The organism is Aliivibrio wodanis (assembly GCF_052920805.1).
The window spans coordinates 576,090-602,337 of the sequence record NZ_JBREXA010000001.1 but is presented as its reverse complement, the minus strand read 5'-3'; the positions used below and the strand labels follow the sequence as shown (position 1 = coordinate 602,337).

General features: G+C 39.0%; 26 protein-coding genes. 15 read left to right on the top strand and 11 right to left on the bottom strand.

The features are described 5' to 3' along the window. Positions 1-98 precede the first annotated feature (98 nt). Positions 99-881, top strand: a complete 783-nt coding sequence (locus ACU5DF_RS02965) for a helix-turn-helix domain-containing protein (protein WP_446711708.1) — start codon at positions 99-101, stop codon at positions 879-881. A 146-nt stretch (positions 882-1,027) separates the two neighbouring features. Here the strand turns inward: ACU5DF_RS02965 and tkt are convergent, their stop codons facing one another. From tkt to ACU5DF_RS02925, 8 genes are all read right to left on the bottom strand, one after another. Further along, a complete protein-coding gene (tkt, locus tag ACU5DF_RS02960; RefSeq protein WP_446711707.1) occupies positions 1,028-3,019 on the bottom strand; it encodes a transketolase in 1,992 nt (663 codons plus the stop codon). A gap of 204 nt (positions 3,020-3,223) precedes the next feature. Further along, complete coding sequence (tal, locus tag ACU5DF_RS02955) at positions 3,224-4,174, bottom strand: transaldolase (protein ID WP_446711706.1); 951 nt, start codon at positions 4,172-4,174, stop codon at positions 3,224-3,226. A gap of 394 nt (positions 4,175-4,568) precedes the next feature. Beyond that, a complete protein-coding gene (locus tag ACU5DF_RS02950) occupies positions 4,569-6,200 on the bottom strand; it encodes a BatD family protein (RefSeq protein ID WP_446711705.1) in 1,632 nt (543 codons plus the stop codon). Between the two features lie 65 nt (positions 6,201-6,265). Continuing rightward, positions 6,266-8,161 carry a vWA domain-containing protein gene (locus ACU5DF_RS02945; protein WP_446711704.1) on the bottom strand — a complete coding sequence of 632 codons (1,896 nt, stop codon included), beginning with the start codon at positions 8,159-8,161 and terminating at the stop codon, positions 6,266-6,268. Next, positions 8,154-9,119: a vWA domain-containing protein gene (locus tag ACU5DF_RS02940; protein WP_446711703.1), complete on the bottom strand. Its 966-nt coding sequence runs from the start codon at positions 9,117-9,119 to the stop codon at positions 8,154-8,156. The genes ACU5DF_RS02945 and ACU5DF_RS02940 overlap by 8 nt, the downstream gene beginning before the upstream one ends. Beyond that, positions 9,112-9,642 carry a DUF4381 domain-containing protein gene (locus ACU5DF_RS02935; RefSeq protein WP_446711702.1) on the bottom strand — a complete coding sequence of 177 codons (531 nt, stop codon included), beginning with the start codon at positions 9,640-9,642 and terminating at the stop codon, positions 9,112-9,114. The genes ACU5DF_RS02940 and ACU5DF_RS02935 overlap by 8 nt, the downstream gene beginning before the upstream one ends. Continuing rightward, positions 9,642-10,613, bottom strand: coding sequence for a DUF58 domain-containing protein (locus ACU5DF_RS02930; RefSeq protein ID WP_446711701.1), 972 nt, complete (start codon positions 10,611-10,613; stop codon positions 9,642-9,644). Before ACU5DF_RS02930 ends, ACU5DF_RS02935 begins: the two co-directional genes overlap by 1 nt. 15 nt (positions 10,614-10,628) lie before the next feature. Next, positions 10,629-11,585 (bottom strand): AAA family ATPase, encoded by a 957-nt coding sequence (locus ACU5DF_RS02925; RefSeq protein WP_446711700.1) that lies wholly within the window; start codon positions 11,583-11,585, stop codon positions 10,629-10,631. Between the two features lie 193 nt (positions 11,586-11,778). Between ACU5DF_RS02925 and ACU5DF_RS02920 the strand changes: the two genes are divergently transcribed. Further along, positions 11,779-13,689, top strand: a complete 1,911-nt coding sequence (locus tag ACU5DF_RS02920) for a methyl-accepting chemotaxis protein (protein WP_446711699.1) — start codon at positions 11,779-11,781, stop codon at positions 13,687-13,689. Positions 13,690-13,767: 78 nt separating this feature from the next. Next, positions 13,768-13,968, top strand: coding sequence for a hypothetical protein (locus tag ACU5DF_RS02915; protein ID WP_045103807.1), 201 nt, complete (start codon positions 13,768-13,770; stop codon positions 13,966-13,968). A 79-nt stretch (positions 13,969-14,047) separates the two neighbouring features. Here the strand turns inward: ACU5DF_RS02915 and ACU5DF_RS02910 are convergent, their stop codons facing one another. Then, complete coding sequence (locus ACU5DF_RS02910) at positions 14,048-14,755, bottom strand: DUF445 domain-containing protein (RefSeq protein ID WP_045103808.1); 708 nt, start codon at positions 14,753-14,755, stop codon at positions 14,048-14,050. Positions 14,756-14,901: 146 nt separating this feature from the next. Between ACU5DF_RS02910 and ACU5DF_RS02905 the strand changes: the two genes are divergently transcribed. Genes ACU5DF_RS02905 through ACU5DF_RS02895 form a run of 3 tightly spaced genes read left to right on the top strand, consistent with a single transcriptional unit; the run spans position 14,902 to position 16,349 of the window. Then, positions 14,902-15,327, top strand: a complete 426-nt coding sequence (locus ACU5DF_RS02905; RefSeq protein ID WP_045103809.1) for a hotdog fold thioesterase — start codon at positions 14,902-14,904, stop codon at positions 15,325-15,327. Positions 15,328-15,348: 21 nt separating this feature from the next. Continuing rightward, the gene (locus ACU5DF_RS02900) at positions 15,349-16,173 is read left to right on the top strand and encodes an HDOD domain-containing protein (RefSeq protein ID WP_045103810.1); all 825 of its coding nucleotides are present in this window, start codon (positions 15,349-15,351) and stop codon (positions 16,171-16,173) included. A gap of 2 nt (positions 16,174-16,175) precedes the next feature. Further along, entirely contained in the window at positions 16,176-16,349 is a 174-nt protein-coding gene (locus tag ACU5DF_RS02895) for a hypothetical protein (protein WP_099047783.1), read from the top strand. Positions 16,350-16,356: 7 nt separating this feature from the next. Here ACU5DF_RS02895 and ACU5DF_RS02890 read toward each other — a convergent pair whose 3' ends face one another. Together ACU5DF_RS02890 and ACU5DF_RS02885 are read right to left on the bottom strand one after the other, a co-directional pair. After that, positions 16,357-17,340, bottom strand: coding sequence for an integron integrase (locus tag ACU5DF_RS02890; RefSeq protein WP_446711698.1), 984 nt, complete (start codon positions 17,338-17,340; stop codon positions 16,357-16,359). Positions 17,341-17,654: 314 nt separating this feature from the next. Further along, positions 17,655-17,951 (bottom strand): hypothetical protein, encoded by a 297-nt coding sequence (locus ACU5DF_RS02885; RefSeq protein WP_446711697.1) that lies wholly within the window; start codon positions 17,949-17,951, stop codon positions 17,655-17,657. Between the two features lie 292 nt (positions 17,952-18,243). Between ACU5DF_RS02885 and ACU5DF_RS02880 the strand changes: the two genes are divergently transcribed. The 9 genes from ACU5DF_RS02880 to ACU5DF_RS02840 all read left to right on the top strand — a co-directional run bounded on the left by ACU5DF_RS02880 (position 18,244) and on the right by ACU5DF_RS02840 (position 26,181). Then, on the top strand, positions 18,244-19,389 hold the full coding sequence (locus ACU5DF_RS02880) for an IS91 family transposase (protein ID WP_446711599.1): 1,146 nt from the start codon (positions 18,244-18,246) through the stop codon (positions 19,387-19,389). A 394-nt stretch (positions 19,390-19,783) separates the two neighbouring features. After that, positions 19,784-20,020 carry a hypothetical protein gene (locus tag ACU5DF_RS02875; RefSeq protein ID WP_446711696.1) on the top strand — a complete coding sequence of 79 codons (237 nt, stop codon included), beginning with the start codon at positions 19,784-19,786 and terminating at the stop codon, positions 20,018-20,020. A 299-nt stretch (positions 20,021-20,319) separates the two neighbouring features. Continuing rightward, on the top strand, positions 20,320-20,457 hold the full coding sequence (locus ACU5DF_RS02870) for a zinc ribbon-containing protein (RefSeq protein WP_446711695.1): 138 nt from the start codon (positions 20,320-20,322) through the stop codon (positions 20,455-20,457). Between the two features lie 2 nt (positions 20,458-20,459). Then, positions 20,460-20,684: a DUF2188 domain-containing protein gene (locus ACU5DF_RS02865; RefSeq protein WP_107295918.1), complete on the top strand. Its 225-nt coding sequence runs from the start codon at positions 20,460-20,462 to the stop codon at positions 20,682-20,684. 147 nt (positions 20,685-20,831) lie between these two features. Next, positions 20,832-21,569 carry a phospholipase D-like domain-containing protein gene (locus tag ACU5DF_RS02860; protein ID WP_446711694.1) on the top strand — a complete coding sequence of 246 codons (738 nt, stop codon included), beginning with the start codon at positions 20,832-20,834 and terminating at the stop codon, positions 21,567-21,569. Positions 21,570-21,798: 229 nt separating this feature from the next. Continuing rightward, a complete protein-coding gene (locus ACU5DF_RS02855; RefSeq protein ID WP_446712468.1) occupies positions 21,799-22,407 on the top strand; it encodes an FRG domain-containing protein in 609 nt (202 codons plus the stop codon). Between the two features lie 134 nt (positions 22,408-22,541). After that, positions 22,542-23,270: a hypothetical protein gene (locus ACU5DF_RS02850; RefSeq protein ID WP_446711693.1), complete on the top strand. Its 729-nt coding sequence runs from the start codon at positions 22,542-22,544 to the stop codon at positions 23,268-23,270. 207 nt (positions 23,271-23,477) lie between these two features. Continuing rightward, on the top strand, positions 23,478-24,623 hold the full coding sequence (locus tag ACU5DF_RS02845) for an IS91 family transposase (protein WP_446711599.1): 1,146 nt from the start codon (positions 23,478-23,480) through the stop codon (positions 24,621-24,623). Positions 24,624-25,533: 910 nt separating this feature from the next. After that, entirely contained in the window at positions 25,534-26,181 is a 648-nt protein-coding gene (locus ACU5DF_RS02840; RefSeq protein ID WP_446711692.1) for a hypothetical protein, read from the top strand. Positions 26,182-26,248: the final 67 nt, after the last annotated feature.

Here is a 26,248-nt window from a genome sequence, read left to right as displayed (position 1 = left end):
GAGTTCATTGACGTCAAAAAGTGAAACTGAACTGGTAATTAAGAATGATATAAAGTAACGTTGAAGCTTAAAAATGAAGTAATAGCAAGGAAGTAGTTATGGGATTTTGTGCGAGTTTATTATTAAATGCATTACGTGTGAAATTAAAAGAAAATGATCTTACTTATAATGAATTGTCATTAAAAGTAAATGTACCAATATCAACATTGAAGCGCCATTTTCATAGTAATTCGATTGGTATCGATAAATTAATGGAATATGCAACAGTATTAAATACAAGTCTAGAAGAGTTGTCTCAAATTGCGAAAGATATCTATAATCGTGAAGAGGGAACTCGTACAGAGGTGTTGGATGAGGTTTTTTTTAATCATCCATACTTGTACGATTTTTTCTACGAAATACATGTGAAAGGGCGTCCCATTGATGAGGTTGCGTTAGAGAATGATTTAACCGAACAAAGTGTTTATATCTATTTGAGATCATTAGAAATAATGGGGATTTTAGAATTGCGCTCTGATGGGGTTCCCTTCTTTCTTACGCCACCATATTACACCTTCTTTGAAGGTTCTAAGTTAGACAGCCTATTTACCGAGAAATTACGAGTTGAAGTGTTAGAGCAAGTATCTAGACCTGAAGTAGGAATGTCTCGTGTTTGTTTAACACAAGAGCAAATAGATCAAATATCAGAAATGGTCTATGAAAAAGTTCAGCATTTTCATTTTCAAAATAAAGAATCTAAAGATAGTGAAAGTATTAGAAAGAATATTTTACTAAATGTGACTAAAGGTAATTATATACATCTCTCTGATGGCTTGATTAATATAGATTCAACTCTTTTAAAAGAGCTATATGAATCAATAAATAATGATTTAGATAAATAATTTCATTTAAAATAATAATATTTAGACAGAGTTCAAGATATATAGAATTAGAGATCTAAAAAAGCCTCATCTTCAATGAAACGAAGATGAGGCTTTTTTGTTACCAGAGTTTTAGATATTTAAGACTCTGGCTTGAGTATTAACAATTAAGCTAAAAGCTCTTTTGCTGTTTTCACTGCATTTTCAGTAGTGAAACCAAACATTTTGAATAGCTCGTCAGCTGGTGCTGATTCGCCAAACGTTGTCATACCGATGATCTTGCCGTTTAAACCAACATACTTGAACCAGAAGTCAGCAATGCCCGCTTCAATAGCAACACGCTTTGTTACTGCTGATGGAAGTACTGATTCACGGTAAGCTTCATCTTGCTTATCAAATGCATCAGTTGCTGGCATTGATACAACACGTACCGCTTTGCCTTCTGCTGTTAGTTGAGCTGCCGCTTCAACCGCTAATTGAACTTCAGAACCAGTAGCAATGAAAATAAGCTCAGGTTGGCCTTCACAATCTTTAAGAATGTAGCCACCTTTAGCGATGTTAGCCACTTGCTCTGCATCACGCTCTTGTTGTGCAAGATTTTGACGAGAGAAGATAAGTGCTGATGGACCATCACGACGTTCAATTGCTAGTTTCCAAGCAACTGCAGATTCAACTTGGTCACATGGACGCCATGTGCTCATGTTTGGTGTTAGACGTAGAGAAGCGACTTGCTCAACCGGTTGGTGAGTAGGACCATCTTCGCCAAGACCGATAGAATCGTGTGTGTAGACTTGGATATTCTGAATTTTCATCAGAGCAGCCATACGCATAGCGTTACGAGCGTATTCCATGAACATTAGGAACGTTGCGCCGTATGGTACGAAACCACCGTGCAGAGCGATACCGTTCATGATAGCTGTCATACCAAATTCACGCACACCGTAGTGAATGTAGTTACCAGAGAAGTCAGTAGCTTCAAGCGACTTAGAACCAGACCACATAGTTAGGTTAGAAGGTGCAAGGTCAGCAGAGCCGCCCATAAACTCAGGTAGCATAGCACCAAATGCTTCTAGTGCATTTTGAGATGCCTTACGTGATGCGATGTTTGCAGGGTTAGCTTGAAGATCAGCAATGATTGCCGATGCTTTTTCTTCCCACTCTTTTGGTAAATCACCGTTTACGCGGCGAGTAAACTCGGCTGCAAGCTCTGGGTATGCTGCTTCATAAGCTGCAAATTTCTCGTTCCACGACGCTTCCTTAGTTGCGCCTGCTTCTTTCGCGTCCCATTCTGCGTAAACTTCTTGCGGAATTTCAAATGCGTCGTGCTCCCAACCTAATTGTGCTTTCGCTGCTTTAATTTCTTCAGCGCCTAGTGGAGCACCGTGACAGTCATGTGTACCTTGTTTGTTTGGAGAACCAAAACCAATGATAGTTTTAGTACAAATCAGAGTAGGGCGAGGATCTGCTTTAGCTGCGATGATTGCTGCATTGATTGCATCAGCATCGTGACCATCTACAGCCGGAATTACGTGCCAGCCGTATGCTTCAAAACGTTTAGGTGTGTCGTCAGAGAACCAACCTTCCACTTCACCATCGATAGAGATACCGTTGTCATCCCAGAAAGCAACCAGCTTACCAAGACCTAATGTACCTGCTAGAGAGCATGACTCGTGAGAGATACCTTCCATCAGACAACCATCACCCATGAATGCATAAGTGTAGTGGTCAACGATGTCGTGACCTTCTTTGTTGAACTGTGCAGCAAGTGCTTTTTCAGCCATTGCCATACCAACGGCATTGGTGATGCCTTGGCCTAATGGACCTGTTGTTGTTTCGATACCCGGTGCGTAACCGTACTCAGGGTGACCTGGAGTTTTTGAATGCAGTTGACGGAAGTTTCTCAGCTCTTCAATTGGTAATTCATAACCTGCTAGGTGAAGCAGAGAATAAATCAGCATAGAGCCGTGACCGTTAGAAAGAATAAAACGGTCGCGATCAGCCCACTCAGGGTTTGCAGGGTTATGGTTTAGGTGTGAACGCCAAAGAACTTCAGCGATGTCAGCCATGCCCATTGGTGCGCCAGGGTGACCAGAGTTTGCTTGTTGTACGCCGTCCATGCTTAGAGCACGAATAGCATTTGCTAAATGTTTACGATTCATAATGATTAACTCGAATATTTGAAAATGAAGGGTTGAGAGGTTCAACCCGATTTGAATATGGTGATGAGCTAGAAACTATAGACGCTTCGCTTCTAGAAACTATAAGAGCATGGAATACGCACGTTGAGAGTGTTACTTATAACGTGATTGCTTTTGCTCTTATAGTAGCGAAGCGTTCTAGTTTCTAGTTTCTAGTTTCTAGTTTTATAGCTTAGCAGCGATCATGTCTTCTAGCTTACCTTGGTCAACCGCAAAGTTACGGATGCCTTCAGCCAGTTTCTCAACAGCCATTGGGTCTTGGTTGTGATCCCATAAGAACTCAGCGTGAGTCATAGCTGCAGGACGTTCTTTATTGCCGTTAGTATCAATCAGTTTTTCAACCACTTCGCCAGTTGCTTCTTCAAGCTCTTGAAGTAGGTTAGGGCTGATAGTTAGACGGTCACAACCCGCAAGCTCAAGGATCTCACCGATGTTACGGAAGCTTGCGCCCATTACTACCGTGTTGTAGCCATGTTCTTTGTAGTAGTTGTAGATACCAGCAACAGAGATAACACCTGGATCTTCACTTGCTTCAAAATCACGACCTTCTTTTGCTTTATACCAGTCCATGATGCGACCAACAAAAGGAGAGATTAAGAACACGCCAGCTTCAGCACATGCACGCGCTTGAGCGAAAGAGAATAGAAGCGTTAGGTTACAGTTGATGCCTTCTTTTTCTAAAACTTCAGCAGCGCGGATACCTTCCCACGTTGACGCCAGTTTAATAAGAATACGATCGTTAGTAATACCAGCATCGTTGTACATTTTGATAAGTTGGCGCGCTTTTGCAATGCTGCCTTCAGTGTCGTAAGAAAGACAAGCGTCTACTTCAGTAGAGATACGACCTGGAACGACTTTAAGGATTTCTTTACCGATGCTAACAGCAAGCATGTCGCACGTATCTTGAACTTGTTGTGCTTTGTCAGTGCTTTGCGCTTTTGCGTATTCAATAGAAGCATCAATCAGTGGAGCGTATTCTGCGATTTGAGCTGCTTTTAAAATTAGAGAAGGGTTAGTGGTTGCATCTTCTGGAGTGTATTTTGCGATTGCTTCAATATCACCAGTGTCTGCTACTACTGTTGTTAGTTTACGAAGTTGTTCTAATTTAGTTGTCATACTACTTACCCTTACTGATCACATGCTTGTATAAGCATCTTCATTTAAAGTTCGTCTCGCTGCCACCGTTTCAGATGATACTGAGCAAATGCGATGGTAGTGAACATTTGATAGGGTGATAATTGAGTTTTCTGACCAATATGTCAATGGTAAATCGACAATAGTGTGAGAATTGCTGGATTTTCATGTGAATATTTGAGGGGGATCGTTTGCGCAAACCATTAACTAAAATGAGCATTGGCTTAATTTTTATGGAGAATAAAGCAGAGTAGGTAGAGCAAGACGTAGAGTTAGATTTGGAAAATAGAAAATTGTGTTTGAGCAAGATAAAAATAGGGATGGTATTGAGAGCGTGCCATCCCTATTTAATTAATATAACTGAAAATAAAAACCGTTATAATCTTTCAAGTTCAGCGTTGTGAGTAGGAAAATAAGTAGGTACTTTAAGTATCTTTTCTATAGTACTAATGATTTGTTTTGTAGAGTAATCACCCTTATTTTCAGCATATTGTTGCTGGCTTAGTTGAGTGATTAACTCTTTAACTCTAACAACATCAATACCTTGCTGCATCCACTGCTGATTATGGTCTGCTAAGATCTGATGAGCAAAAATTGTATTGTTATTATTTAATGCAATAATTAACGCTTTACTGTCATTGTTTAATACCTTTGGACGATTATTATGTAGCGTGCTTCCCTTATGAGCGTTTGCACGACTTGACCACCAACCAAAAGCAGTCAATAACCACAAAAGAGCAAAAACTAGCGTTGTATATGGCCAAAAACCATGATCAACTTCACGTTTTTCTATGGTTTCTGTCTGCGCATTTGATTGGTGGTCGATCTTTTGCTCACTAATTTGAGTGCTTGGTGTCACCGTTAGTGCCAATGAATCTAATTTTGCTACTTCAGATTGTCGTGTTTTACTGTTCCACCATTGAATTGAAACCGCAGGTAATTTTACCGAACCACTGCTATGAGGAATGATCACTTGTTTAATTGTCATCACGCTATTGCCTTGGCTATCTTTACCTATTACAGGTTTCTCATCGTACATACGAACTGACTTAGGATAATCAATATCAAGCTTTGGTAATTTCTCTGGTGGGACATCAGCCATCATTAGCGTTATTTGACGAGTAATGGCAGTACCTGCTTCTATTGTAGTATCAGATAATGGCTTCCCATCAACTAGCCATTGTTGTCCTAGTTTTAAATCCGTAGTCGGTAACCAAGTCCCTGTGAAATCAGCAGGTTTTGCTAGTACCATTAATTGATACTGTTTAGGATTGATGTTTAATGGGATCAGTTTCGTGCTGCGACCATAACGTTCGGTTTGCACTAATCCTCCAGTGAAGGCTAAGCCATCAAAATGTAATTTACCTGCTTGGCTTGCACTGACGCTGAAAGCTTGTTCAACGACAGTAGCTTGCAAGCCATCAATCACGGTTTGATACTGTTTGCTTTCACCAATAGGGGAGAACTCAATACCAGTACCTTGCGGCGTGATGATGTTAGGATCTTTTAAACGACGAATATCGGCAAAGATAGCAATTTTGGCATCAAATTGAGCGGTCTCACCTTCATACAATTCATCTTTAGTTAGCGAGCCGCTTACTTTAATGACATCGCTGCTTTTTGGCGCGGTCGCGTCTTTAGTCACACGAATCGTTATTGGGTTAGTTTGCTCACCAGCGACATTCATACTAGGAATGGTTAACGTGCCCATTTTGGTTGGAGTAATAGTTACAGTCCACTGGCTCTGTACATTATAATCACCATTGATTAATGAGCGAGAGCTGCCAAAGCTGACTTGGCCACTGCGAAAATCAGGCGCGAGTTGGCTTGGGTCGAACTTGCTTTGATCTGCATTTTTATCAACAGAGACCATTAATTGAATCACTTCGTTTTCAGTGATCTGGTTTTTACTCACTGTCGCAATGGCTTGCGCGTAACTTGCCGAAATACCACTAACGCATAAGGTAGCGAATAGGAACACTTTTTTTATTAGCGCTGTCTTTTTCATAGAAACCTTCATTGTCGAACTCTTTACAGTAGAGTAGGGACTGGTTTGTCTTATACTCATTTAAATTACCATTCATTCTCAGAAGCTTGTGGTGCTTCTTGTTGTTTTGCTTGGAGATACAATAGGGCACGCAGCAGTTCATCTTCTTTTGCGCCTGATTGTTCTAACTTTTGTAAACGAGGATCGGTTTTAATTGCGTCACTGTCGGCTTTTGCTTGTTGTGATTGCATTTGAGCTTGTCGCTCTTTTTCTTCGTCCGATTTAGGTTGCTTATCTTTCTCATCACGAGCTTGTGCGGCTTGCTCTTTGTCTTTCTTCTCTTGTTCCTTTTTAGCTTGATCTTTTTGTTGCTGTTCTTGAGAAGAAGCCTCTGACTTATCTTGTTTATCAGACTCTGCTTTATCATCAGATTGAGATTCATTTTTCTGCTGATCCTGCTGTGGATCTTGAGATGGTGAGTCTTTTGAATCTGAAGATTGCTCAGAGCCTTCTTTGCTATCTTTATTCTCTTGGTTTTGTTTATCCTGTTTTTTATCTTGCTTGTCGTCTTTATTTTGATCCGATTGTTTATTCTTATCGTCTTGCTGTTGCTGTTGCTGTTGCTGTTGCTGTTTTTGCTCTAGCGCTTTATTGACGACATCAAGATTCTTCTTCGCATCTTTCATATCAGGGGCAGTTTTTAATAAAGACTCATACTTCTCTTTTGCTTCTTCCAGTTGACCATTTTGCGCCAAGGCATTAGCAAGATTATATTGTGATTGAGTATCTTCAAGACCCGTTAGGCTCTCAATAGCCCCTTTATAATCTCCCGCCTTATATTGAGCGGCTCCTTTCCATTGTTTGGATTTGAACTGCTCGCTTGCTGCCTTATAGTCCTTTTGCTCAAATTGTTGATGCGCTGTGTAATCATCAGAAAGTAAGTGGCTTGATATATCAGTACTTGCCATGGACTTATCGACAGGCAATAACACCAACAATAATGCTAAGAACATTCCTTTTCTAAAAGACAGCAATGAAAACAACACTAATGGGAAGAGTAGCCAATAGCCATGATTGGCACGACTGTTCACTTGTGTATCACTGTTTTGTGTTACTTGCTCTAATGGCGTTTTAGTTAAGCGAGCAATAGTTTCAATATCACTGTTATCCGATTGAATAAGCTGAGCCACACCATTGGTTGCTTGCGCCAGTGTTACTAGAGGATCGGAATCTAAAGTCGCCACAACCGTTTTACCTGAAGCGTTTGTTAACAACTGACCAGAAGGCAATTCAATTGGAGCGCCATTTTTAGTTCCTATACCTAATAAACTGATACGCCATTTGGTGCCTTTAACGCGGCTTATCACTTTATCTAGCTGTTGATTTGAGATCCCATCAGTCAAAACAATAATGTCACCTTGTTGATGGCCTGATTTTTTCATCATCTCAATACTTTGTTCAACCGCGGCTAACAAGTTACTGCCTTTACCTTTATAAGGCATGATCTCTGGTGATAGGTTAGTGATTAAGTTATTGAGCGTTTGGCTATCTTCAGTTAGTGGGCTCACTAAGTAACTGTCAGCGCCATAAGCAACTAAGCCAGTCATGCCTTCTTTCCAATAGGGCAGTAGATCTTTCGCTTTGTATTTCTCCTGGGTTAGGCGATTAGGTTTTACGTCGGTCGCATACACTGATCGAGACATATCCATCACGAGTACTCGCGCACCAGAGAGCTGAAAACTCGGTGAGTCTTTATAACCAAAACTTGGCCCCGCGAGGGCGGTAGTCACACATAACCACGCTAATACAAGTCCAAGGGTAAAGCCATTGCCTTGTGTTTTTTGAGTCATTCCCAATTGTTTGGCAATGTGCGGAGCGATCAACCCTGTGGTGTTTTTGTTTTTACGTTGAATAAGCACCAATATCCCAAGAGGGATAAGGGCTAAGAACCACAGTGGATATAGAAAAGTAAAATTAGCCATGACGCTTTCTTACTCCCACAATAATAAAGAAGAAAAATAGATATCCCATTAACGGATAGCGGAACCACTCTTCATGTGGTCGCCACGTTTGTGTTGCTTGAGTAATGGGCTCTAGTTTGTCGATGGTTTGGTAGATCTGCGCTAACTCATCGGCGTTACGTGCGCGGAAATATTGCCCGCCCGTCATTGTTGCGATTTCAGTCAAGGTTTTCTCATCCAAATCACGCGCGGTATTGACGGTTTGATTACCAAAGAAACCACGAACCTGCATTTCACCAGCCCCAATACCAACCGTATAAATCTTGGCGTTATTGTCTTTGGCAAGTTGCGCTGCTTCTAATGGCTCTAATACACCGGCAGTATTGCCGCCATCACTTAATAAAATAATGGTTCGTTGCGGGGCATTGCTTTCGATAAAGGTTTTGGTAGCTAACCCTAAGCCTTCACCCATTGCGGTCATTTGCCCAACTAAGCCTAGGACAGTACGATCCAGTTGTTCTTCAACTGTTTTTCTATCAAAGGTGAGCGGGGTTTGTAGATAAGCGTGATCACCAAACAGTACTAAACCAAGACGATCGCCTTTACGCTCGTCAATAAAATCAGACACGACTTTTTTAACCGCGGTTAAGCGATCAACAAAATCCCCATTCTCGGTTTTCATGTCTTCTTCCGCCATTGAGCCAGACAAATCGACCACTAACATCATGTCACGGTGTTCAGGCTGAATATCAACCGGATCGCCATACCACACCGGACGAGCTAACGCGGTAATCAATAACAGCCAAGCGACAGACAATAAACCGATATTAATGCGTTTATTCGGTTGCTTATATTCCCCTTGCTCTGGCAGTCGAGGAAGATGAATCGCTGTACCTACGTCTTTTTCAGGCACAAAAAAGTAAAACAGGAAGGGAATAGGCAGTAAAAACCATGCCCACCACCAAACGAATTCAAGCATTTTGATTTCCTTGTGTTGTTGCCATTGTTACTTTTTTTGCAGGCAAAGCATGAGATAACCAATAACGCACATCATCATAGAAACGTTGTTGATTGGTTTCTGATAAAGGCTGCTGTCCATACAAAGCTTGTTCTAACATGTCAGAACGAGATGAGAAATGGACATTGGCTTGTTTTTTCACAGGTAGCTGTTGTTCAACAAAATGCCACCACGCTAAACCATGAAGTGAGGCAATGCGTTCACGAGGGAAATGACTCAATGCCGCTTGTTTTAATAATCGCGCAATGTCACTGGTTTGTTGTGGTGCTAAGTTCGCTAATTGCTTGAGTGCCAAACGCTTAAGTGCACCTTGTTTTCGCTTACGGAGAATAAACCACACAATAGCTGCAGTAAGTAGTAGTAACCCAATAACCAAACCATAACCTTGTAGAGATAATCCCCACGATGGCGCAGCAGGTAAATGAATATCCGCCAATGGCAATATGTTACTTGCTGGTGCTTGTTGGGCTGAAGATAAAGACATTACATGACTCCTTTATCTTGTTGTGATGGATCTTGTGAAGACGTCAGTTGCGATAATAGTGGCAAGCCTGAAGACAAACTGTGTAATTTAATCCCCAGCTGCATCGCCATATTCTGTACATACGCTTTATGAAGATTGGCTTGTTGTTCTAACGCTTTTTTTGTAGACGATGAAGAGAAATCAAGCCACGCAGAACGCTTGTTGTCTGATACATATTCAGAACCATTAAAACGCGTTGAGCCTTGCTCTAGAGGATCACTTATCATCACAAATTGAATACGATTATGTTTACTTAGCTGACTGAAGATCGCCTTACACTCATCGGTCAGAGCATAAAAATCGCTGATAATCACAATCTCACTGCCTTTAGGACATAAACGCTGCAACTGGCTTAACCCTTTAACAAACGAGCTGACTTGTTGCGCTGTATCCTGAGGTTCAGAGTTACTATTGGTGTTATGTTTCTCAATGATTTTTTGAAGAAATTGTAACACTACCTTCTGGCGAGAAGAGGGCTTGCAATCGAGCGTTGAAATACCATCAAAGATAATTCCACCGACACGATCTTTTGCGGTCAACGTTATCCAACTGAGTAGGCTAGCAAAATGCGCGGCCTGAACTGATTTAAACAGCAGTTGAGACCCAAAACGCATGGTGTCACTGACATCGACAAAGAGCATGGTCGGTTGCTCACGCTCTTCACTGTAGAGTTTAGTGTGGGTTTTGCCTGTACGTGCAGTAACGCGCCAATCAATCGAGCGAATATCATCGCCCGGTTGGTATTGACGTACTTCTGAGAAATCCATACCGCGACCTTTTTGTCGGCTTTGGTGGCTGCCATTCATTTTTGACCACACCGATTGTGCAGGCGGTAGCCACTGTAATGAATGATTCTTATAGTGAACCAATTCATTAAGTGACAATGTTACGCCATTACTGTGTGGTGGTAGTGAGAGAGTCATCTTATTCATAACTTTATTTTACGACTAAGAAGCCGCAACCATTTGTAATAATCGTTCAACCACTTTATTTGCCGTTGTGCCTTCTGCTTGCGCTTGGAAACTCAATAACAGACGGTGACGTAAAACAGGGTAGGCCATCGCTTGCACATCTTCAGGACTAACAAAATCACGACCTGCTAACCATGCATGAGCGCGAGCACAGCGATCAAGCGCTAATGTGGCACGAGGACTCACGCCCATCTCTAATTGTTTAGCTAACTCAGGGCAATATTGCTCTGGCTTACGGGTTGCCATCGTAATGCGGATAATGTATTGCTCAATCTCAGGTGCCATATAAATAGACAGCACTTCTTTACGCGCGGCAAAAATTTCACTTTGCGCTAGGGGCTGAGGTTTTACTGCTTGCTCACCTAAAGCTTCACCACGGTTTAAACGCAGGATAGCTAATTCATCTTCTGCGCCTGGGTAATCAACATCCAAATGCATTAAGAAACGGTCAAGTTGCGCTTCTGGTAGAGGGTATGTCCCTTCTTGTTCAATCGGGTTCTGTGTTGCCATTACCAAGAAAAGATCAGGTAATTGGTACGTTTTACGACCCGCTGAAATTTGTTTTTCGGCCATCGCTTCTAACATTGCGGCTTGTACTTTGGCTGGCGCACGGTTGATCTCATCAGCTAAAACCAATGAGTTAAAAATAGGACCCGGCTGGAAGGTAAATTCTCCAGTTTCTTGGCGATAAATATCCGTTCCCGTTAAGTCTGAAGGCAATAGATCTGGCGTGAATTGAATGCGGTGGAAATCTCCTTCGATAGAGTCAGCAAGGATTTTTACTGCGCGAGTCTTAGCCAAGCCCGGGGGGCCTTCAACTAAAATATGACCATCGGCAAGCAAAGCAATCAATAACTGCTTAACAAGCGCAGGTTGACCAATGACTTGAGATTCAAGATAAGTTTGTAACTGTTGGATTTTTAACGCTGGCATATATCACCCATTTTCTGGATTACTTAGTAATTATTTCTTTGTGACTGATGAAAATCACATTAGTTCCTTAATAAGTGAGGGTTAATTGAGATAATTCAACTATCTAAATGATGAATAAATTTGTAACTATTTATTAAAGCTATTATGCTTATTATCGATACATAAAATGTCTATTTAAATCTGTGGAATTAATATGATAAATCTAACAATAAAACAAAAACTGGTTGCAGGGATCGTGATTGCGATTATTGCATCTACTTCACTTGTGGGTATTGTTGCCCAAACCAAAGCTTTCGAAACTTTAGATGAGCGGTTAACCACCCTTGAACTACCAACTATTCTTAAACAAATTGGGGGAGAGGTCGATGCTGAAGTCGCTGTGATTTCTTCTGCTGCTGAACAAATGGCAAATAACCCTTTCATCATTGACGCCATTTCTGACCCAACAATCTCTCCGGAAGATCAAACTATTCTTATTGCACAACTTAAGCAATTAAAGCAACAACACCAATTGAATGATGCGTCAGTAGCTAACCGTAATAATGCGAATTATTGGAATCAAGATGGATTTTTACGTCAGTTAACTCAGCAGCAAGATGGTTGGTTCTTTGGTTTTACCCAAAGCGGCCCTGAGCGTATGCTGAATGTATTCACAGAACAAAATGGTGATGTGAAACTGTTTGTGAATTTTCAGCAATTAAATGGTACTGCAATGGCTGGTTTTTCTAAATCGCTTGATGATATGGTGTCATTGTTAAATGGTTTTACGATTGAAAAAACAGGCTTTGTTTATTTAATGGATGGTAATGGTGACATCAAAATCCATAAAAATAACAGTATTATGGGTAAGCAATCTATTCGTGATGTGGTTGGCGCTGAGGCATCGGCATTACTTACTAAGCAAGAATTTAACTTGAGCCGTATAATGAAAGATGGTCAAGAGATCTTTATTGCATCGCATTACATTCCGTCAATGGAGTGGTTCATCGTTGCTGAAGTGCCTGTAGATGAAGTATTTGAAAGCTTACATAGTTCAACAGAAGAAATCATCATGTCAATCATGGTGATTATTGCTATCTTTATTACGTTAGCAATTTGGGGTGCGGGTTCTATTACTAGCAAGATAAACGAACTAGCTTGCCGTTTTCGTGAATTAGGTGAAGGTGAGGGAGACTTAACTCATCGTATCGAAATTAAAGGCAATGATGAAATTGCAGAGCTTTCAAAAGGCTTTAACAGCTTTGTAGAGAAAATTCACAACACTGTATCAGAAGTGGTTGAAACTGGTCATGTACTGCATACAACAGCTGAGCATGTCGCATTAAAAGCAACATCGACTCGTGATAATAGTGAAATGCAACGTGATCAAACTCTGCAAGTGGTAACTGCTATCAACCAAATGGGTTCAACCATCCATGAGATCGCCTCTAACGCCGCGAGTGCTGCCCAATCAGCAAGTAATGCCGAAGGTAGTACACAAAATGGACGTCAAACGGTAATTGAATCTCGTGATGCTATTATGCAACTTGAAGGTGACTTGGTTCAAGTGAGTCATGTTGTTGAACAGCTTGCTGGTACCACACAGGATATCGGTTCTATCCTTGATGTTATTCGTGGTATTTCTGACCAAACGAATTTGTTAGCACTGAATGCGGCGATTGAAGCTGCACGTGCAGGTGAGCATGGTCGAGGATTTGCTGTGGTGGCTGATGAAGTTCGCCAACTAGCAAGTCGTACGTCTGAATCTACTGATGAAATTCAGAAAATGATTGATCAACTGCAAACCGAAGCAAAAAATGCCGTAACCGCAATGGAAGCAAGTCATGCAGTAACCGCTCGTGGTGTTAAATCAGCAGACACGGCAACGGACGTTCTAGCAGGTATCGCATTAAGTATTACTGATATTTCAGACATGAATACGCAAGTAGCAACCGCAACAGAAGAGCAATCAACCGTGGTGTACACCATTAATCAAAATATTGAAGAGATCAATGGTATTAATGAGTTAACCACGGCTACAGCACAAGAGTTGGCAGATTCAAGCCAGCAATTGAATGCACTTTCACAGCGATTAGATCAATTAGTTGGTGCATTTAAAGTATAACTTGCGGCTTTAGGTTTACCTTTTGAGGCGATCTCTTGTAGAATCGCCTCAATTGTTTTAATGAATTGGAAAATAATCATGAGTGATGTTGAAAAAGATTTACAAGACATGGTTCAACAAGAATCAGATAAACCAGAAGTGGCACTGCCTTCAATTGAAGAGCAAAAAGCCATTGTTGCAGAGCTTAAGCGCCTTGAAGAAGCGGGTGAATTGACACCTGAAATTCTTGAAGCGCATTTTGGTAAATTCAATACAGACGATGAAGCGCCAATTCACTAATTGTTGAATGTATGTTTTATCTAATAAAATGCCAGCACTTTAATTGAACTGCTGGCATTTTTATATTTGTAGTTTGGAATTACTGTACTAGAGTAGATAGAAGACCAATCACACCACCAAAGATACCGCCCCAAACAACAAGCCATCCAAGATGTTTTTTAATCATATCCTGAACCATCTCTTTGACTAACTTAGGTGTAAGCTCGTTCAAACGTTGGTCAATGATCTCCTCGATAGTGACTTGAATATCATCCATCATCTCAGGGCTTTCTAATTCTTCTTTTAGTGCGTTCTTAAACTGATCTTGTTGACTGATTTCAGTGATCGATATTTTCATCTTTTCAATAAAAGGTTCACGCATTGGTTGAATCGCTTCACTGCCGCCCATCATTGCTAACATGCCACCAAATTGAGAGTTCATGATCACTTCAACTAAAGAGTCAAAGGCAGGAGAGAGATCTATTTTCTCAATTACAGGCTCAAGATTGATATTGGTTGCCGAAGCCATCTCTTTAGACAGAAATTTATCTACGTTTGATTTTGTGAAAAATTGTTCCATCATTAAATGCTTGATACTTGCTTTAAACTCTTCAAATCGAGCAGGAATAACACCAGAGCCATATAAGCCAGGAACCTTCTCAAATAACATATGAATAGCAAGCCAGTTTGTTAATGCGCCAGAAAAAGCAAATAAGCCAATAGAGTACAGTATATTTTGTTGCATATAATAACCAACAGCTAACAAGAGTAGTGAGATTAGATTAGTGATCATGCTTTTATTTAACATATCAAGCCTACGAAATAGAGAATAAAAATTTTGCGAAGTTTATCAGCTACTAAAAGCAGACAACAAGTGAAAATGTGTTTTTGATCTGCTTTGTTGAGTGTAAACTGAGCTCAGACACAAGTAAGTTAGCACATTAGAGGTAGATGATGAGTATTTGGAAGCGTCCGATGGATTTGGCAATATTAAACGCCACATCACGAAATACATTGATGGAAGCATTAAATATTGAGTATTGTCACTATAATGAGGATTCCATTACCGCATCAATGCCTGTAAGCTCAGTAGTTCATCAACCATTAGGAATGCTACACGGAGGAGCTTCTGTTGCATTGGCTGAATCTGTTGCTTCTATTGCGGCTAATTGGTGTGTTGATGAAACAAAATATTGTGTCGGGTTAGATATTAATGCTAATCATATTCGAGCAGTACGAAAAGGTACTGTTTACGCTACAGCAAAACCAATGCATTTAGGTGCAACTACTCAGGTTTGGCTAATTGATATTAAAGATCAACGAGAACGTTTAGTTTGTACCTGCCGCTTTACTGTTGCAGTGATGAAACAAAAAAAGTAATGACTCGTTGTGGAGAAGAACATGGAACAGAATGAAATTTTAAGCCACGCTCATGAGCTACCAAGGATCCCTAAAGTGATCCGAGAAATGATGGAGCTGGTAAATGATCCCGAAGTAGAGTTGCAAGAACTTGCTCGTACTATTTCTATGGAACAAGTAGTTAGTGCTCGTGTTATTCGTTTGGCTAACTCTGCGCATTTTTCTCGTGGTAAGGGCGTTTCTTCAGTTGATCAAGCGGTTGTACGATTAGGTTTAGAACCATTAAAGACATTAATTATAGCCTCTTCTTTGGTAAGTGCATTCCCTTATGTTGAAGTTATTGATCTAGAAGAGTTTTGGCAAGAGACATTTGAAGTCGCTGTATTAAGTAAAGCGATTGCACAAAGCTGTGATGTTAATCCGAACTCCGCATTTACAGCAGGCATGTTGCATAATATCGGTGACTTGATGATTTACACTGTTATGGCAGAGCAAGTACCGACTATTTTTGAAAAAATAGAAGCGGGTATATCTAAAGTAATTGCGCAGCGTTCAACTATTGGTACAGACAGTGCTGATCTTGGTGCTAAATTAGCAGAGAGCTGGTCTTTTTCTGAAGAGTTAGTTTTTGCGATTTCTGAGCAGTTTGAGCCTAAAGTCGATAATATTTACTCGCCATTAGCAGCTACAGTACGTTTAGCTAACGCGATTAATCGTGATTGGGATAGCTTATCGACTATGGATGCTAAATCTGTATGGTTATCTGAACAAATTGAAGCTGAGATATTACAAGTAGATACTTCGATTATAGAGCATATTGAGGCAGTCAGAGGTGCGGGTGCTGAAATGGCTCGATTGGTGATTTAAGCATGCAAAAAGAGTGGATGCTATCGGCACTTATTGGTGCGTTTTGTGTTATTGTTTCTTATTTAATTACAGATTTTATGGTCAGCAAACTTTTTGTTGTACTTGCTGTGTTTTTTTTGGCGAAAGCGATAAAAGCTATCTTTTATTCACTAAAGCATCGCCAATATGAAATGTAGTCATGATTTAATCAAAATCAAGTGGACTTTTTGTTCCTGAGAAGTGTAAACCAATAACATGTGTGTAAATCTGGGTTGTTTTGATATCAGAATGACCCAGTAACTCTTGTATTGTTCGTAGATCTCCACCTCGTTCTAAAATTCTTGTTGCAAAGCTGTGCCGGAAGGTATGACTGCTGGCCTTTTTATCGATATCAACATTTTTAATAGCTTTCGTTACTTGCTTTTGAACACTTCGATCTAATATGTGGTGGCGACGACGTTTCCCTGAACGTGGATCTTTACTTAATTGTTTCGATGGAAATAGATATTGCCAACCATAACTCCTTGCGCGGTTGGGGTATTTTTCTGCAATCGCAAAGGGAAGGTAAACTTCATCATCGCCATTGATGGCATCCATTTTGTGTTGCTGCTTTACAAAGGCTAGTTGAGTTTTAAGCTCTGGAATTATACTTTCAGGTAAAATTGTTGTTCGGTCCTTATTTCCCTTTCCATTACGTACGGTGATGATTTTATGGATTAGATCGATATCATCAACCCTAAGTTTTAACGCTTCGTTAATTCGTAGTCCACTACCATACATGAGTTGTGCGATTAATTTTATTGGATGAGTTAGTTCATTTATTACAGAGACGGCTTCACTATGAGTAAAGACAGTTGGTAACTTTGTGGCTTTTTTGGATCGTTTAAAGTCTAAATGGGCAACTGATTGTTGCAAGAATTCTCGACAAAGAAAAATAAGTGCATTGAGTGCTACTTTCTGAGTATTTGGAGAAACATTTTGTTTTACGACAAGATGATCGAGATAATCAGGGATGTCGAAGGCATTTATATCTTCTTTTGAACTGTAATTATTATGGCGAATGAAGCATCCTATCCAGTAGATATATTGTTTTTCAGTGTTGTAAGCTAATAACCTCGAGCGCATAAAAATACGTATTTTATCAATGAAACGTTGAGAGTTTGGTTTTATATTTATAGGGATATCCATAAGCAATGATTAATGTTTTGAGTGAATGTGATTAAATTGTAATCGATTAAGTTGACGTAGCAATGTTAGTTCGTATATTTGTAATGAGTCTATAAAATTAATGGAATTGTTAAATGAATCAGTTACATAAAATATGTATAAAAAATGGGATATACGAACTACTTCGATATATTTAGTTAAGGTTATATGAGATTTAACTGTTAGTGTATTGGTTTTTAAGTAAAATATCGTGAATTATAGGTATTGAGATATATTCGGTAGAAATTACGAATTTGGTAGGTACAATAAAATGTTATGTTGCCGTGGGTAGCTGTTTAAAGAGCTGTTTTCTTGAGTTCTTCCATTTCTTCACGTAGTTTTGTATTTTCTTGAGATAAAATGTGAGATTGCTCTATAACAGTATCCAATGTCTGTTCAAGATGGTTTATTTGAGATCGTAATGCATTTACATCGACTTTACTGTTTCGAGTTAGCCATAAAATTAAACCTGAAATAACAATAATAGGAACTGCAACATAGGTTAAATAGACACCGACATATGGCACCGAAAAGATGGTTGCACCATAAGCAATACTAGTTAACCAAAAGATACCGTTTATGAAATCTCGCATAGGAACTCTTTAATGAAAATGTTGAGGCGCGCATTATAACAGGTTCCAATTTCGTAGATACTTACATTTTAACTATGCAACATAACAATCGCATCAACACGATTTACTACATTCGGCATTGTAGGTTTGTCTTTAGTTTCGGTGTTTATGGCGGTAAAATTCAGCTTGATCTGTATAGTAGTAAACGTGTTATGCAGGCGTTAAATCTGCCGAGCAAGCTCGAAGAGTGCGCTGCCTCGTAATTCTCCTTCTTAAACATCTCCTTTCTGGTTAGATTTACTATGTTTACTGTATGAGTAAACATACAGTTCAAACCTTTTTGCAAAAAAGGTTTGAATCATATTCGAAGAACCATCGACTACCTTTATATCAACTTAAGGGGATCAGTCGGCTTTCATCTTGTCGAACTTCGTCGATGGGAGGTCATGCGCTGTATTGTGATAATGGTCATCTCAATGGTTATTGGTACAACAGCTGTGGGCATCGAAGTTGCCCACAGTGTGGTGCTCTCAAAAGAGAGCAATGGCTTAAAAAAGTAGATTCGTTTATTTTAGATACTTCTCATCATCATTGGGTATTTACTCTTCCGCATGAGTTACATGAAATATGGAGATATAATAGGGCGTTATGTCAGCAAACACTGTTTGATTCTGTTCGTAAAACGATTCAAATATTAAGCGCGGATGAGCGATTTCTAGGTGCTAAGGTTGGGTGTGTTTTGGCCCTACATACTTGGGCCCGAAACCTAACTTTCCATCCTCATATTCATTGTTTGGTTACCCATGGTGGATTAGGCAATGACGGTTGGGTTGAGCCCCAAAAAAGTATTCTATTTCCTGCAAGAGTTATGATGAAGCTCTTTCGCGGTAAGTTCATTGCAGCGCTACGCGCAGCAATGAATAAAGGAGAGTTAAATTACCCTGAATCACTTTCTAAGCAAAATATACTTAATCTTTTTAATAAATGGGGCGTTTTTGATTGGGTAGTTCATTGTACCAAACCGTATTCCCATGGCGCTGGAGTCGTTAAATATTTAGCGAGATATGTCCGTGGCGGAGCCATAAAAAACAGTCAAATTATGCATGTATCAAGCAAGGAAGTGCGAGTTAGGTATAAGTCTCATCAAACAAAGAAAACAGAAATGCTTAGGCTAAAGCCTAATCAATTTATTGAGCGTATATTGAGTCATATAGCGATACCGAAAAAACAGCAATATCACTTTGTTGGTTTGTATCATAATCGATGTAGAGAGAGGTTGAATAAAGCTCGACAGTATCTTGGCCAAGAGCGGATAAAGGACATTAGTCCTTTATTATGGCGAGAATACGCGGAAAGCAAAGGGCAAGTGCCATGTTGCGATGAATGCGGAGGCAAGGTTACGGTATTAGCTCGATTCAGAGTGATAAACGGTGAATTTATTTTTTCATCGAAAATGTGATAGGGATTATTCTATTTCGTGTAGAAAGCTTGCTGCTGCAAGCTGTTCCAGTTATCGTGTGTTAGTTGGTTTATATGCTTGAAATGGGATGTTTTTTTAGATTGTGAAAAGTGTGTTTTTTCTTGTTTTAGTATATAGAAATCACAAAGACATCGGCGCAGGCTTGCTCGGAAAATTTAACAGCTGCTGCAACCACATCACAATCGGCAAATTTAACAATCGAATCAATGCGATGCTGTAACCTTCGGCATTCGCGGTTTAAAGTATATTTAGCGCTATTAATCCGTCGTTTGCACGCATTATTCTAGGCGTTATAAGCACCCAATTGCATTTAAACTTGCCAGAAAAATGAATTCGAGTTAAAAATACCTTTTGATATAGCATTGAGCAGAATATGAAATTATCACATACAAAACATAAAGATATCGTAGAAAAAATTGAATATTTTAAATCTGAAGGCTTTCCTTTAATATATCGTGAGCAAGAGTTATTAGATTTTATCGATGCGATGCTGCCTGAAGCTGATCACGATTTGAAAGAACAATTAGTTGAGTATTTTGTTGAAGGTAAAGGTGTTGATTGGGATGCATACACGGCCACATTATTGAATGAAGTATCATTACGTTTATGAACCGAATTTTTGTAATTGGTAAAGATTTAAGCTTAAATTACACGTTCAGTATGTGCTTATAACAAATGCATCAACACGATTTGCTACACTCGGCGTTGCCAGTTTGTCTTTAGTTTCAGTGATTAAGGCAGTAAAATTCAGCTAGGTCTGTATCGTAGCAAACGTGTTATGCAGGCGTTAAGTGTCTGTTTAGTTCTAAGACTTCCATCTCAAAACCAATCTATATTTAAGCGCATAATAATATTAACCGCTATTTTAATGTGGTTAATATTATTAATTTAAATACGGAGAATTAAATTATGGCAACAACTGGTGAAAAACCTGGTAAAGGTACTTACTATTGTAAGAAATGTGGTCAAAGAGTCGATTTAGATGATCACTCCGACACACTTCCTCCTTGCCCTAAATGTGCTCATACTGAATATAGAAAGGGTTAGCAATGACAAAAAGTACTCATGTAGTTTCAAATGCTGAAGGTGGTTGGGATATTAAACAGAGTGGAGGACAACGATCTTCAGGTCATTTTGGCACTAAAAAAGAAGCAGTTGATCGTGCAAGAACAATTAGCCAGAATCAACAATCAGAATTAGTGATTCATAATAAAGACGGTAAAATAGCTATCAAAGATAGTCATGGGAATGATCCATATCCACCTAAGGGATAAACACTTAACAATCGCATCAACACGATTTACTACACTCGGCATCTCAGGTTGTCGGGTGTTTCTCATTTTAAGGCGTCAATTTTAAGTATAATTGCATAGTAGTAAACGTGTTATGCAGGCGTTATACGAATAAAATAAGTGATGAGTATGAAAATAGATCAGAAAATTTTTAACCTAGCAAATGAAGTCGTTGAATTTCCTTTTGATAGCTGTAGCGAAGATGATTTTTTAAATGTTCAAGAAAGTCACGTTAGAGACTTTGTTCAGGTTGTTAATCGATTTTTGTACAGTGTAAAGCGTGTTCCCAATGCAGCGTTACTTGCTGATGCAGATAATATCAATACGAATGTACGCCATATGTGGGAGGCTCGAGAACTAAAAACAAGTGTATTTGCATTAATCGATCATCTATATGAAATCGCTGATAATCCTGAATCTGGATTTTATCGGAGTGAAGACTTGCTTTCAGAACAGTATTTTATAGGTCACAAAGAAAAGCTTTTAGAAGTAATTGAATCTGCAAAATTTTCTATTTGGGTTGCGGTTGCTTGGTTTACTGATAGAGATCTAGCTGATGCACTAGTGAAAAAAGTAAAGCAAGGGCTTAATGTTCGTGTAGTTATGAGCAAAGATTCAAAGAATGATCGTATCGGTAATTATCTAAATCCATTTATAGAACTCATAGCAGTTGATCCCAAAAGGCAATTAATGCACCATAAGTTTTGTATAGTTGATTTTAGGGTAGTTCTGCAAGGTTCATATAATTGGACGAATCGAGCTGCAACAAGTAATAGAGAAACTCTAAATATATCATACAGCACCAAGCTAGCAGATGATTATTCCCAAGAGTTTATAAAGTTAGTTCAACAGTATAAATTCGTATAACAAATGCATCAACACGATTTGCTACACTCGGCGTTGTCAGTTTGCCTTTAGTTTCAGTGATTAAGGCGTTAAAATTCAGCTTGGTTTGCATAGTAGCAAACGTGTTATGCAGGCGTTATGTGAATAAGTGGAATCCTTAAGTTACAGGTAAAATTAATGATTAGTGTTATAGATATTAGAAGCTTTGGTGAATATGTTTCTGCAATGGAAATTGCTCCTTTGATGGGGAATAAAGTTCTATTTCGGGGGCAAACAAAAGTATCGTAATCTTTTACCTAGTATTGCTCGTAAAGATAGTCATGTGAATACAACAGGCAATGAAAAAAAAATGCTAGAGCAATTATTATTACTTGGTTCTAGCAAGTTATCTGAAAATGATCACAATGAATGGAATTTATTAATTAAAGCACAACATTTTGATTTAAAAACAAGATGTTTAGATTGGACTTCAAACCCTTTAGTCGCACTTTGGTTTGCTTGTGACAATAGTATTGATGAAGATTCATATGTTTATTTATTTTCAGCAGATTTTGGAGCATTACCGGATAAATCTAAATCACCATTTGAGCAACCTCATGTGTGTATTTACCAACCTAGTTTTTCCAATGAACGTGTTACAGCTCAGCATGGTTGGTTCACTCTACACAATTACGATGAAGAGCAACAAAGGTTTATTCCGTTAGAGGAACTTGAAGATTCTAATTTATTGGAATATCGTATTCCGAAAGAAATCAAAAAGAACTTATTAGAAAATTTAGACCGATGTGGGATAAATAAGAGTACTTTGTTTCCTGATTTATCAGGGTTGTGTGCATATATAAATCAAAAATTCACATAACAAATGCATCAACACGATTTACTACACTCGGCATCTCAGGTTGTCGGGTGTTTCTCATTTTAAGGCGTCAATTTTAAGTATAATTGCATAGTAGTAAACGTGTTATGCAGGCGTTAGTAGCTCAGGAGGTCATAATGGACGTATTCCCTAATCGGTTAAGTGAATTTATGTCAGAACCACGACATACAAAAGGTCGAGAATCTTTGTTAATGAAGCGTCTAACCTTTGATTTGCAACTCGCAGCTGCAATTGATGGTTCATATTTAATGGCATATGAGGTAGATGTTGATCATAACGGCTACGATTTGATTTTGGATACTGAGATGGTTTCCAAGAAGCTTCAAGTTAAATCTAAGAATTCAGAAGCTACAACTAAAAGTTGGTTTGTTAGTAAGGGGCTGTTAAGACCAACTGAACATGAGATTAATGATGTTTCTTTTTGGGGAGGTATGGACGGAACGGGAATTAGTGGCGGCGTTATTTTAAAAATATTTACGGTTAGGGACACTGTTCTAGATATTGAGTATTTTTATACTGATTTGAGAATTCTAACACTTAAAAATTCTGGGGTTATTGGTAATAAAACTACTCAAGCTTCTGCGGCTAAAGTTTTAATGAAAATTATTGAAGGCCATTATCACGATAAAGTGGAACTTCGTTTGCAGCATTTTGTTAAAGTTAAAGAACCTGAGTTTTTATTACCTTTAATGGGACTTGGCTCTCGCTATTCTACATCAAATTGGATTCATTATTTTCGTTCTCGGAAATTTCAGGAAAACCAAAAGGAATTCATTGCTCCTCGAAAGTATCTTGATGATTCTATAAAAGAAGATTTGGCAGTGTTCTGTGATATAAGCTACTAACAATCGCATCAACACGATTTGCTACACTCGGCGTCGTCAGTTTGCCTTTAGTTTCAGTGATTAAGGCGTTAAAATTCAGCTAAGTCTGTTTCGTAGCAAACGTGTTATGCAGGCGTTAAATCTGCCGAGCAAGCTCGAAGAGTGCGCTGCCTCGTAATTCTCCTTCTTAAACATCTCCTTTCTGGTTAGATTTACTATGTTTACTGTATGAGTAAACATACAGTTCAAACCTTTTTGCAAAAAAGGTTTGAATCATATTCGAAGAACCATCGACTACCTTTATATCAACTTAAGGGGATCAGTCGGCTTTCATCTTGTCGAACTTCGTCGATGGGAGGTCATGCGCTGTATTGTGATAATGGTCATCTCAATGGTTATTGGTACAACAGCTGTGGGCATCGAAGTTGCCCACAGTGTGGTGCTCTCAAAAGAGAGCAATGGCTTAAAAAAGTAGATTCGTTTATTTTAGATACTTCTCATCATCATTGGGTATTTACTCTTCCGCATGAGTTACATGAAATATGGAGATATAATAGGGCGTTATGTCAGCAAACACTGTTTGATTCTGTTCGTAAAACGATTCAAATATTAAGCGCGGATGAGCGATTTCTAGGTGCTAAGGTTGGGTGTGTTTTGGCCCTACATACTTGGGCCCGAAACCTAACTTTCCATCCTCATATTCATTGTTTGGTTACCCATGGTGGATTAGGCAATGACGGTTGGGTTGAGCCCCAAAAAAGTATTCTATTTCCTGCAAGAGTTATGATGAAGCTCTTTCGCGGTAAGTTCATTGCAGCGCTACGCGCAGCAATGAATAAAGGAGAGTTAAATTACCCTGAATCACTTTCTAAGCAAAATATACTTAATCTTTTTAATAAATGGGGCGTTTTTGATTGGGTAGTTCATTGTACCAAACCGTATTCCCATGGCGCTGGAGTCGTTAAATATTTAGCGAGATATGTCCGTGGCGGAGCCATAAAAAACAGTCAAATTATGCATGTATCAAGCAAGGAAGTGCGAGTTAGGTATAAGTCTCATCAAACAAAGAAAACAGAAATGCTTAGGCTAAAGCCTAATCAATTTATTGAGCGTATATTGAGTCATATAGCGATACCGAAAAAACAGCAATATCACTTTGTTGGTTTGTATCATAATCGATGTAGAGAGAGGTTGAATAAAGCTCGACAGTATCTTGGCCAAGAGCGGATAAAGGACATTAGTCCTTTATTATGGCGAGAATACGCGGAAAGCAAAGGGCAAGTGCCATGTTGCGATGAATGCGGAGGCAAGGTTACGGTATTAGCTCGATTCAGAGTGATAAACGGTGAATTTATTTTTTCATCGAAAATGTGATAGGGATTATTCTATTTCGTGTAGAAAGCTTGCTGCTGCAAGCTGTTCCAGTTATCGTGTGTTAGTTGGTTTATATGCTTGAAATGGGATGTTTTTTTAGATTGTGAAAAGTGTGTTTTTTCTTGTTTTAGTATATAGAAATCACAAAGACATCGGCGCAGGCTTGCTCGGAAAATTTAACAGCTGCTGCAACCACATCACAATCGGCAAATTTAACAATCGAATCAATGCGATGCTGTAACCTTCGGCATTCGCGGTTTAAAGTATATTTAGCGCTATTAATCCGTCGTTTGCACGCATTATTCTAGGCGTTGTGCGTACTGAGTCCGAAATTTTTTGTACGGTTCATCAAAAGGATCGCGGCCTTCGTAGTTTTGGCTTAGTAAGCGTTCCTTTCTTCTTTGTTGCCTTTTGGTTTTCGTATTATCAGGTTCGGCAAATTAGCCCTTATTTCCCTAAGTTCAGGCGTTTCAGAAGCTATTTTACGCTTCAATTGTTCTTTGGTTATGCCTCATTTTAGTTTGCATCAGTGTTTTCCTCACAGCATTTTCAATCCCAATTGTGGCGAGTGTATTTAGTTTATCAGCTCCAAACTTGCTGAAATCAAATCGTTCAAATGGTGTAAAAAATGTATCTGATTTCCATTCACTTTATCTCGCAATTTAAGAACATTTTGTTCGCTTAATTACTACCGGTAAATTAGAATCAGGGCATAGAAAATCTTGGCAGGGCAGTTCTTTACCAAGTTTGCCAAGCCGAAAGTAAGCACGCACAACAATCGCATCAACACGATTTATTACATTCGGCGTTCTGGGTTTGCCTTTAGTTTTGTGATTAAGGCGGTTAATTCAGGTCGGTTTGCATAGTAATAAACGTGTTATGCCAGCGTTAAATTTCTAGGTGAGAATATATGACAATAAATACATATTTAGACGCAGTAGATAGCGCGGTGATTAGGTTGCTTGAAGCTCGTATGGATTATCAAGAGCTAATAGGCCAATTATTTACAGAATCGCTTCCTCCAATATTTTGTTTTAATAGGCATAACCCTAGAGATGTGGTTGATAGAGATAGGAATGTTTGGGAAAATAAACCGGCAATAAAAGAACATTTCACTAGGTCATCTCAAGCCTTAGAAGCTTTAGCTAATGAGCAATTTGCATTATCCATAATTGATGGCTCTTTGCTTCAAATAGCATGCAAAGGTTTTGAATTGTATTCTGAAAATGAAAAGGAATGTCTTCATTTTTCTAATTTTACACCTAAAGTCAATAAGCTTGCTGTTGGTGAATTAATTCGAGATATTCCTTCGGGATTAATTATTTATGCAGGTAGAAATCATTATAATCACCTAGAGGAAGGTGAGAATTTACGTAGACCTACAAAGGAAATTATTCATAAATTAATTGAAAATAAGCATTTATATAAACCAAACGTTCATCTTGATTTTTACAATGGGCAGCATTTACCACAGAATCTAGCTACCCATTTTATTGAGTTACTTGGTTGGAAAACTGCGGCAGATTTTAGATATACACTAAAGCACGTAGAAATTTAACAAAGCAATCAACACGATTTACTACATTCGGCGTTCTAGGTTTGCCTTTAGTTTCAGTGATTAAGGC

Coding starts and splice junctions, on each gene's coding strand:
- ACU5DF_RS02965 (WP_446711708.1), top strand. CDS start 99: ATGGGATTTTGTGCGAGTTTATTATTAAATGCATTACGTGTGAAATTA.
- ACU5DF_RS02910 (WP_045103808.1), bottom strand. CDS start 14,755: ATGTTAAATAAAAGCATGATCACTAATCTAATCTCACTACTCTTGTTA.
- ACU5DF_RS02920 (WP_446711699.1), top strand. CDS start 11,779: ATGATAAATCTAACAATAAAACAAAAACTGGTTGCAGGGATCGTGATT.
- ACU5DF_RS02840 (WP_446711692.1), top strand. CDS start 25,534: ATGACAATAAATACATATTTAGACGCAGTAGATAGCGCGGTGATTAGG.
- ACU5DF_RS02870 (WP_446711695.1), top strand. CDS start 20,320: ATGGCAACAACTGGTGAAAAACCTGGTAAAGGTACTTACTATTGTAAG.
- ACU5DF_RS02885 (WP_446711697.1), bottom strand. CDS start 17,951: ATGCGAGATTTCATAAACGGTATCTTTTGGTTAACTAGTATTGCTTAT.
- ACU5DF_RS02905 (WP_045103809.1), top strand. CDS start 14,902: ATGAGTATTTGGAAGCGTCCGATGGATTTGGCAATATTAAACGCCACA.
- ACU5DF_RS02875 (WP_446711696.1), top strand. CDS start 19,784: ATGAAATTATCACATACAAAACATAAAGATATCGTAGAAAAAATTGAA.
- ACU5DF_RS02880 (WP_446711599.1), top strand. CDS start 18,244: ATGAGTAAACATACAGTTCAAACCTTTTTGCAAAAAAGGTTTGAATCA.
- ACU5DF_RS02950 (WP_446711705.1), bottom strand. CDS start 6,200: ATGAAAAAGACAGCGCTAATAAAAAAAGTGTTCCTATTCGCTACCTTA.
- ACU5DF_RS02865 (WP_107295918.1), top strand. CDS start 20,460: ATGACAAAAAGTACTCATGTAGTTTCAAATGCTGAAGGTGGTTGGGAT.
- ACU5DF_RS02900 (WP_045103810.1), top strand. CDS start 15,349: ATGGAACAGAATGAAATTTTAAGCCACGCTCATGAGCTACCAAGGATC.
- ACU5DF_RS02890 (WP_446711698.1), bottom strand. CDS start 17,340: ATGGATATCCCTATAAATATAAAACCAAACTCTCAACGTTTCATTGAT.
- ACU5DF_RS02935 (WP_446711702.1), bottom strand. CDS start 9,642: ATGTCTTTATCTTCAGCCCAACAAGCACCAGCAAGTAACATATTGCCA.
- ACU5DF_RS02915 (WP_045103807.1), top strand. CDS start 13,768: ATGAGTGATGTTGAAAAAGATTTACAAGACATGGTTCAACAAGAATCA.
- ACU5DF_RS02930 (WP_446711701.1), bottom strand. CDS start 10,613: ATGAATAAGATGACTCTCTCACTACCACCACACAGTAATGGCGTAACA.
- ACU5DF_RS02845 (WP_446711599.1), top strand. CDS start 23,478: ATGAGTAAACATACAGTTCAAACCTTTTTGCAAAAAAGGTTTGAATCA.
- tkt (WP_446711707.1), bottom strand. CDS start 3,019: ATGAATCGTAAACATTTAGCAAATGCTATTCGTGCTCTAAGCATGGAC.
- ACU5DF_RS02860 (WP_446711694.1), top strand. CDS start 20,832: ATGAAAATAGATCAGAAAATTTTTAACCTAGCAAATGAAGTCGTTGAA.
- tal (WP_446711706.1), bottom strand. CDS start 4,174: ATGACAACTAAATTAGAACAACTTCGTAAACTAACAACAGTAGTAGCA.
- ACU5DF_RS02945 (WP_446711704.1), bottom strand. CDS start 8,161: ATGGCTAATTTTACTTTTCTATATCCACTGTGGTTCTTAGCCCTTATC.
- ACU5DF_RS02895 (WP_099047783.1), top strand. CDS start 16,176: ATGCAAAAAGAGTGGATGCTATCGGCACTTATTGGTGCGTTTTGTGTT.
- ACU5DF_RS02850 (WP_446711693.1), top strand. CDS start 22,542: ATGGACGTATTCCCTAATCGGTTAAGTGAATTTATGTCAGAACCACGA.
- ACU5DF_RS02925 (WP_446711700.1), bottom strand. CDS start 11,585: ATGCCAGCGTTAAAAATCCAACAGTTACAAACTTATCTTGAATCTCAA.
- ACU5DF_RS02940 (WP_446711703.1), bottom strand. CDS start 9,119: ATGCTTGAATTCGTTTGGTGGTGGGCATGGTTTTTACTGCCTATTCCC.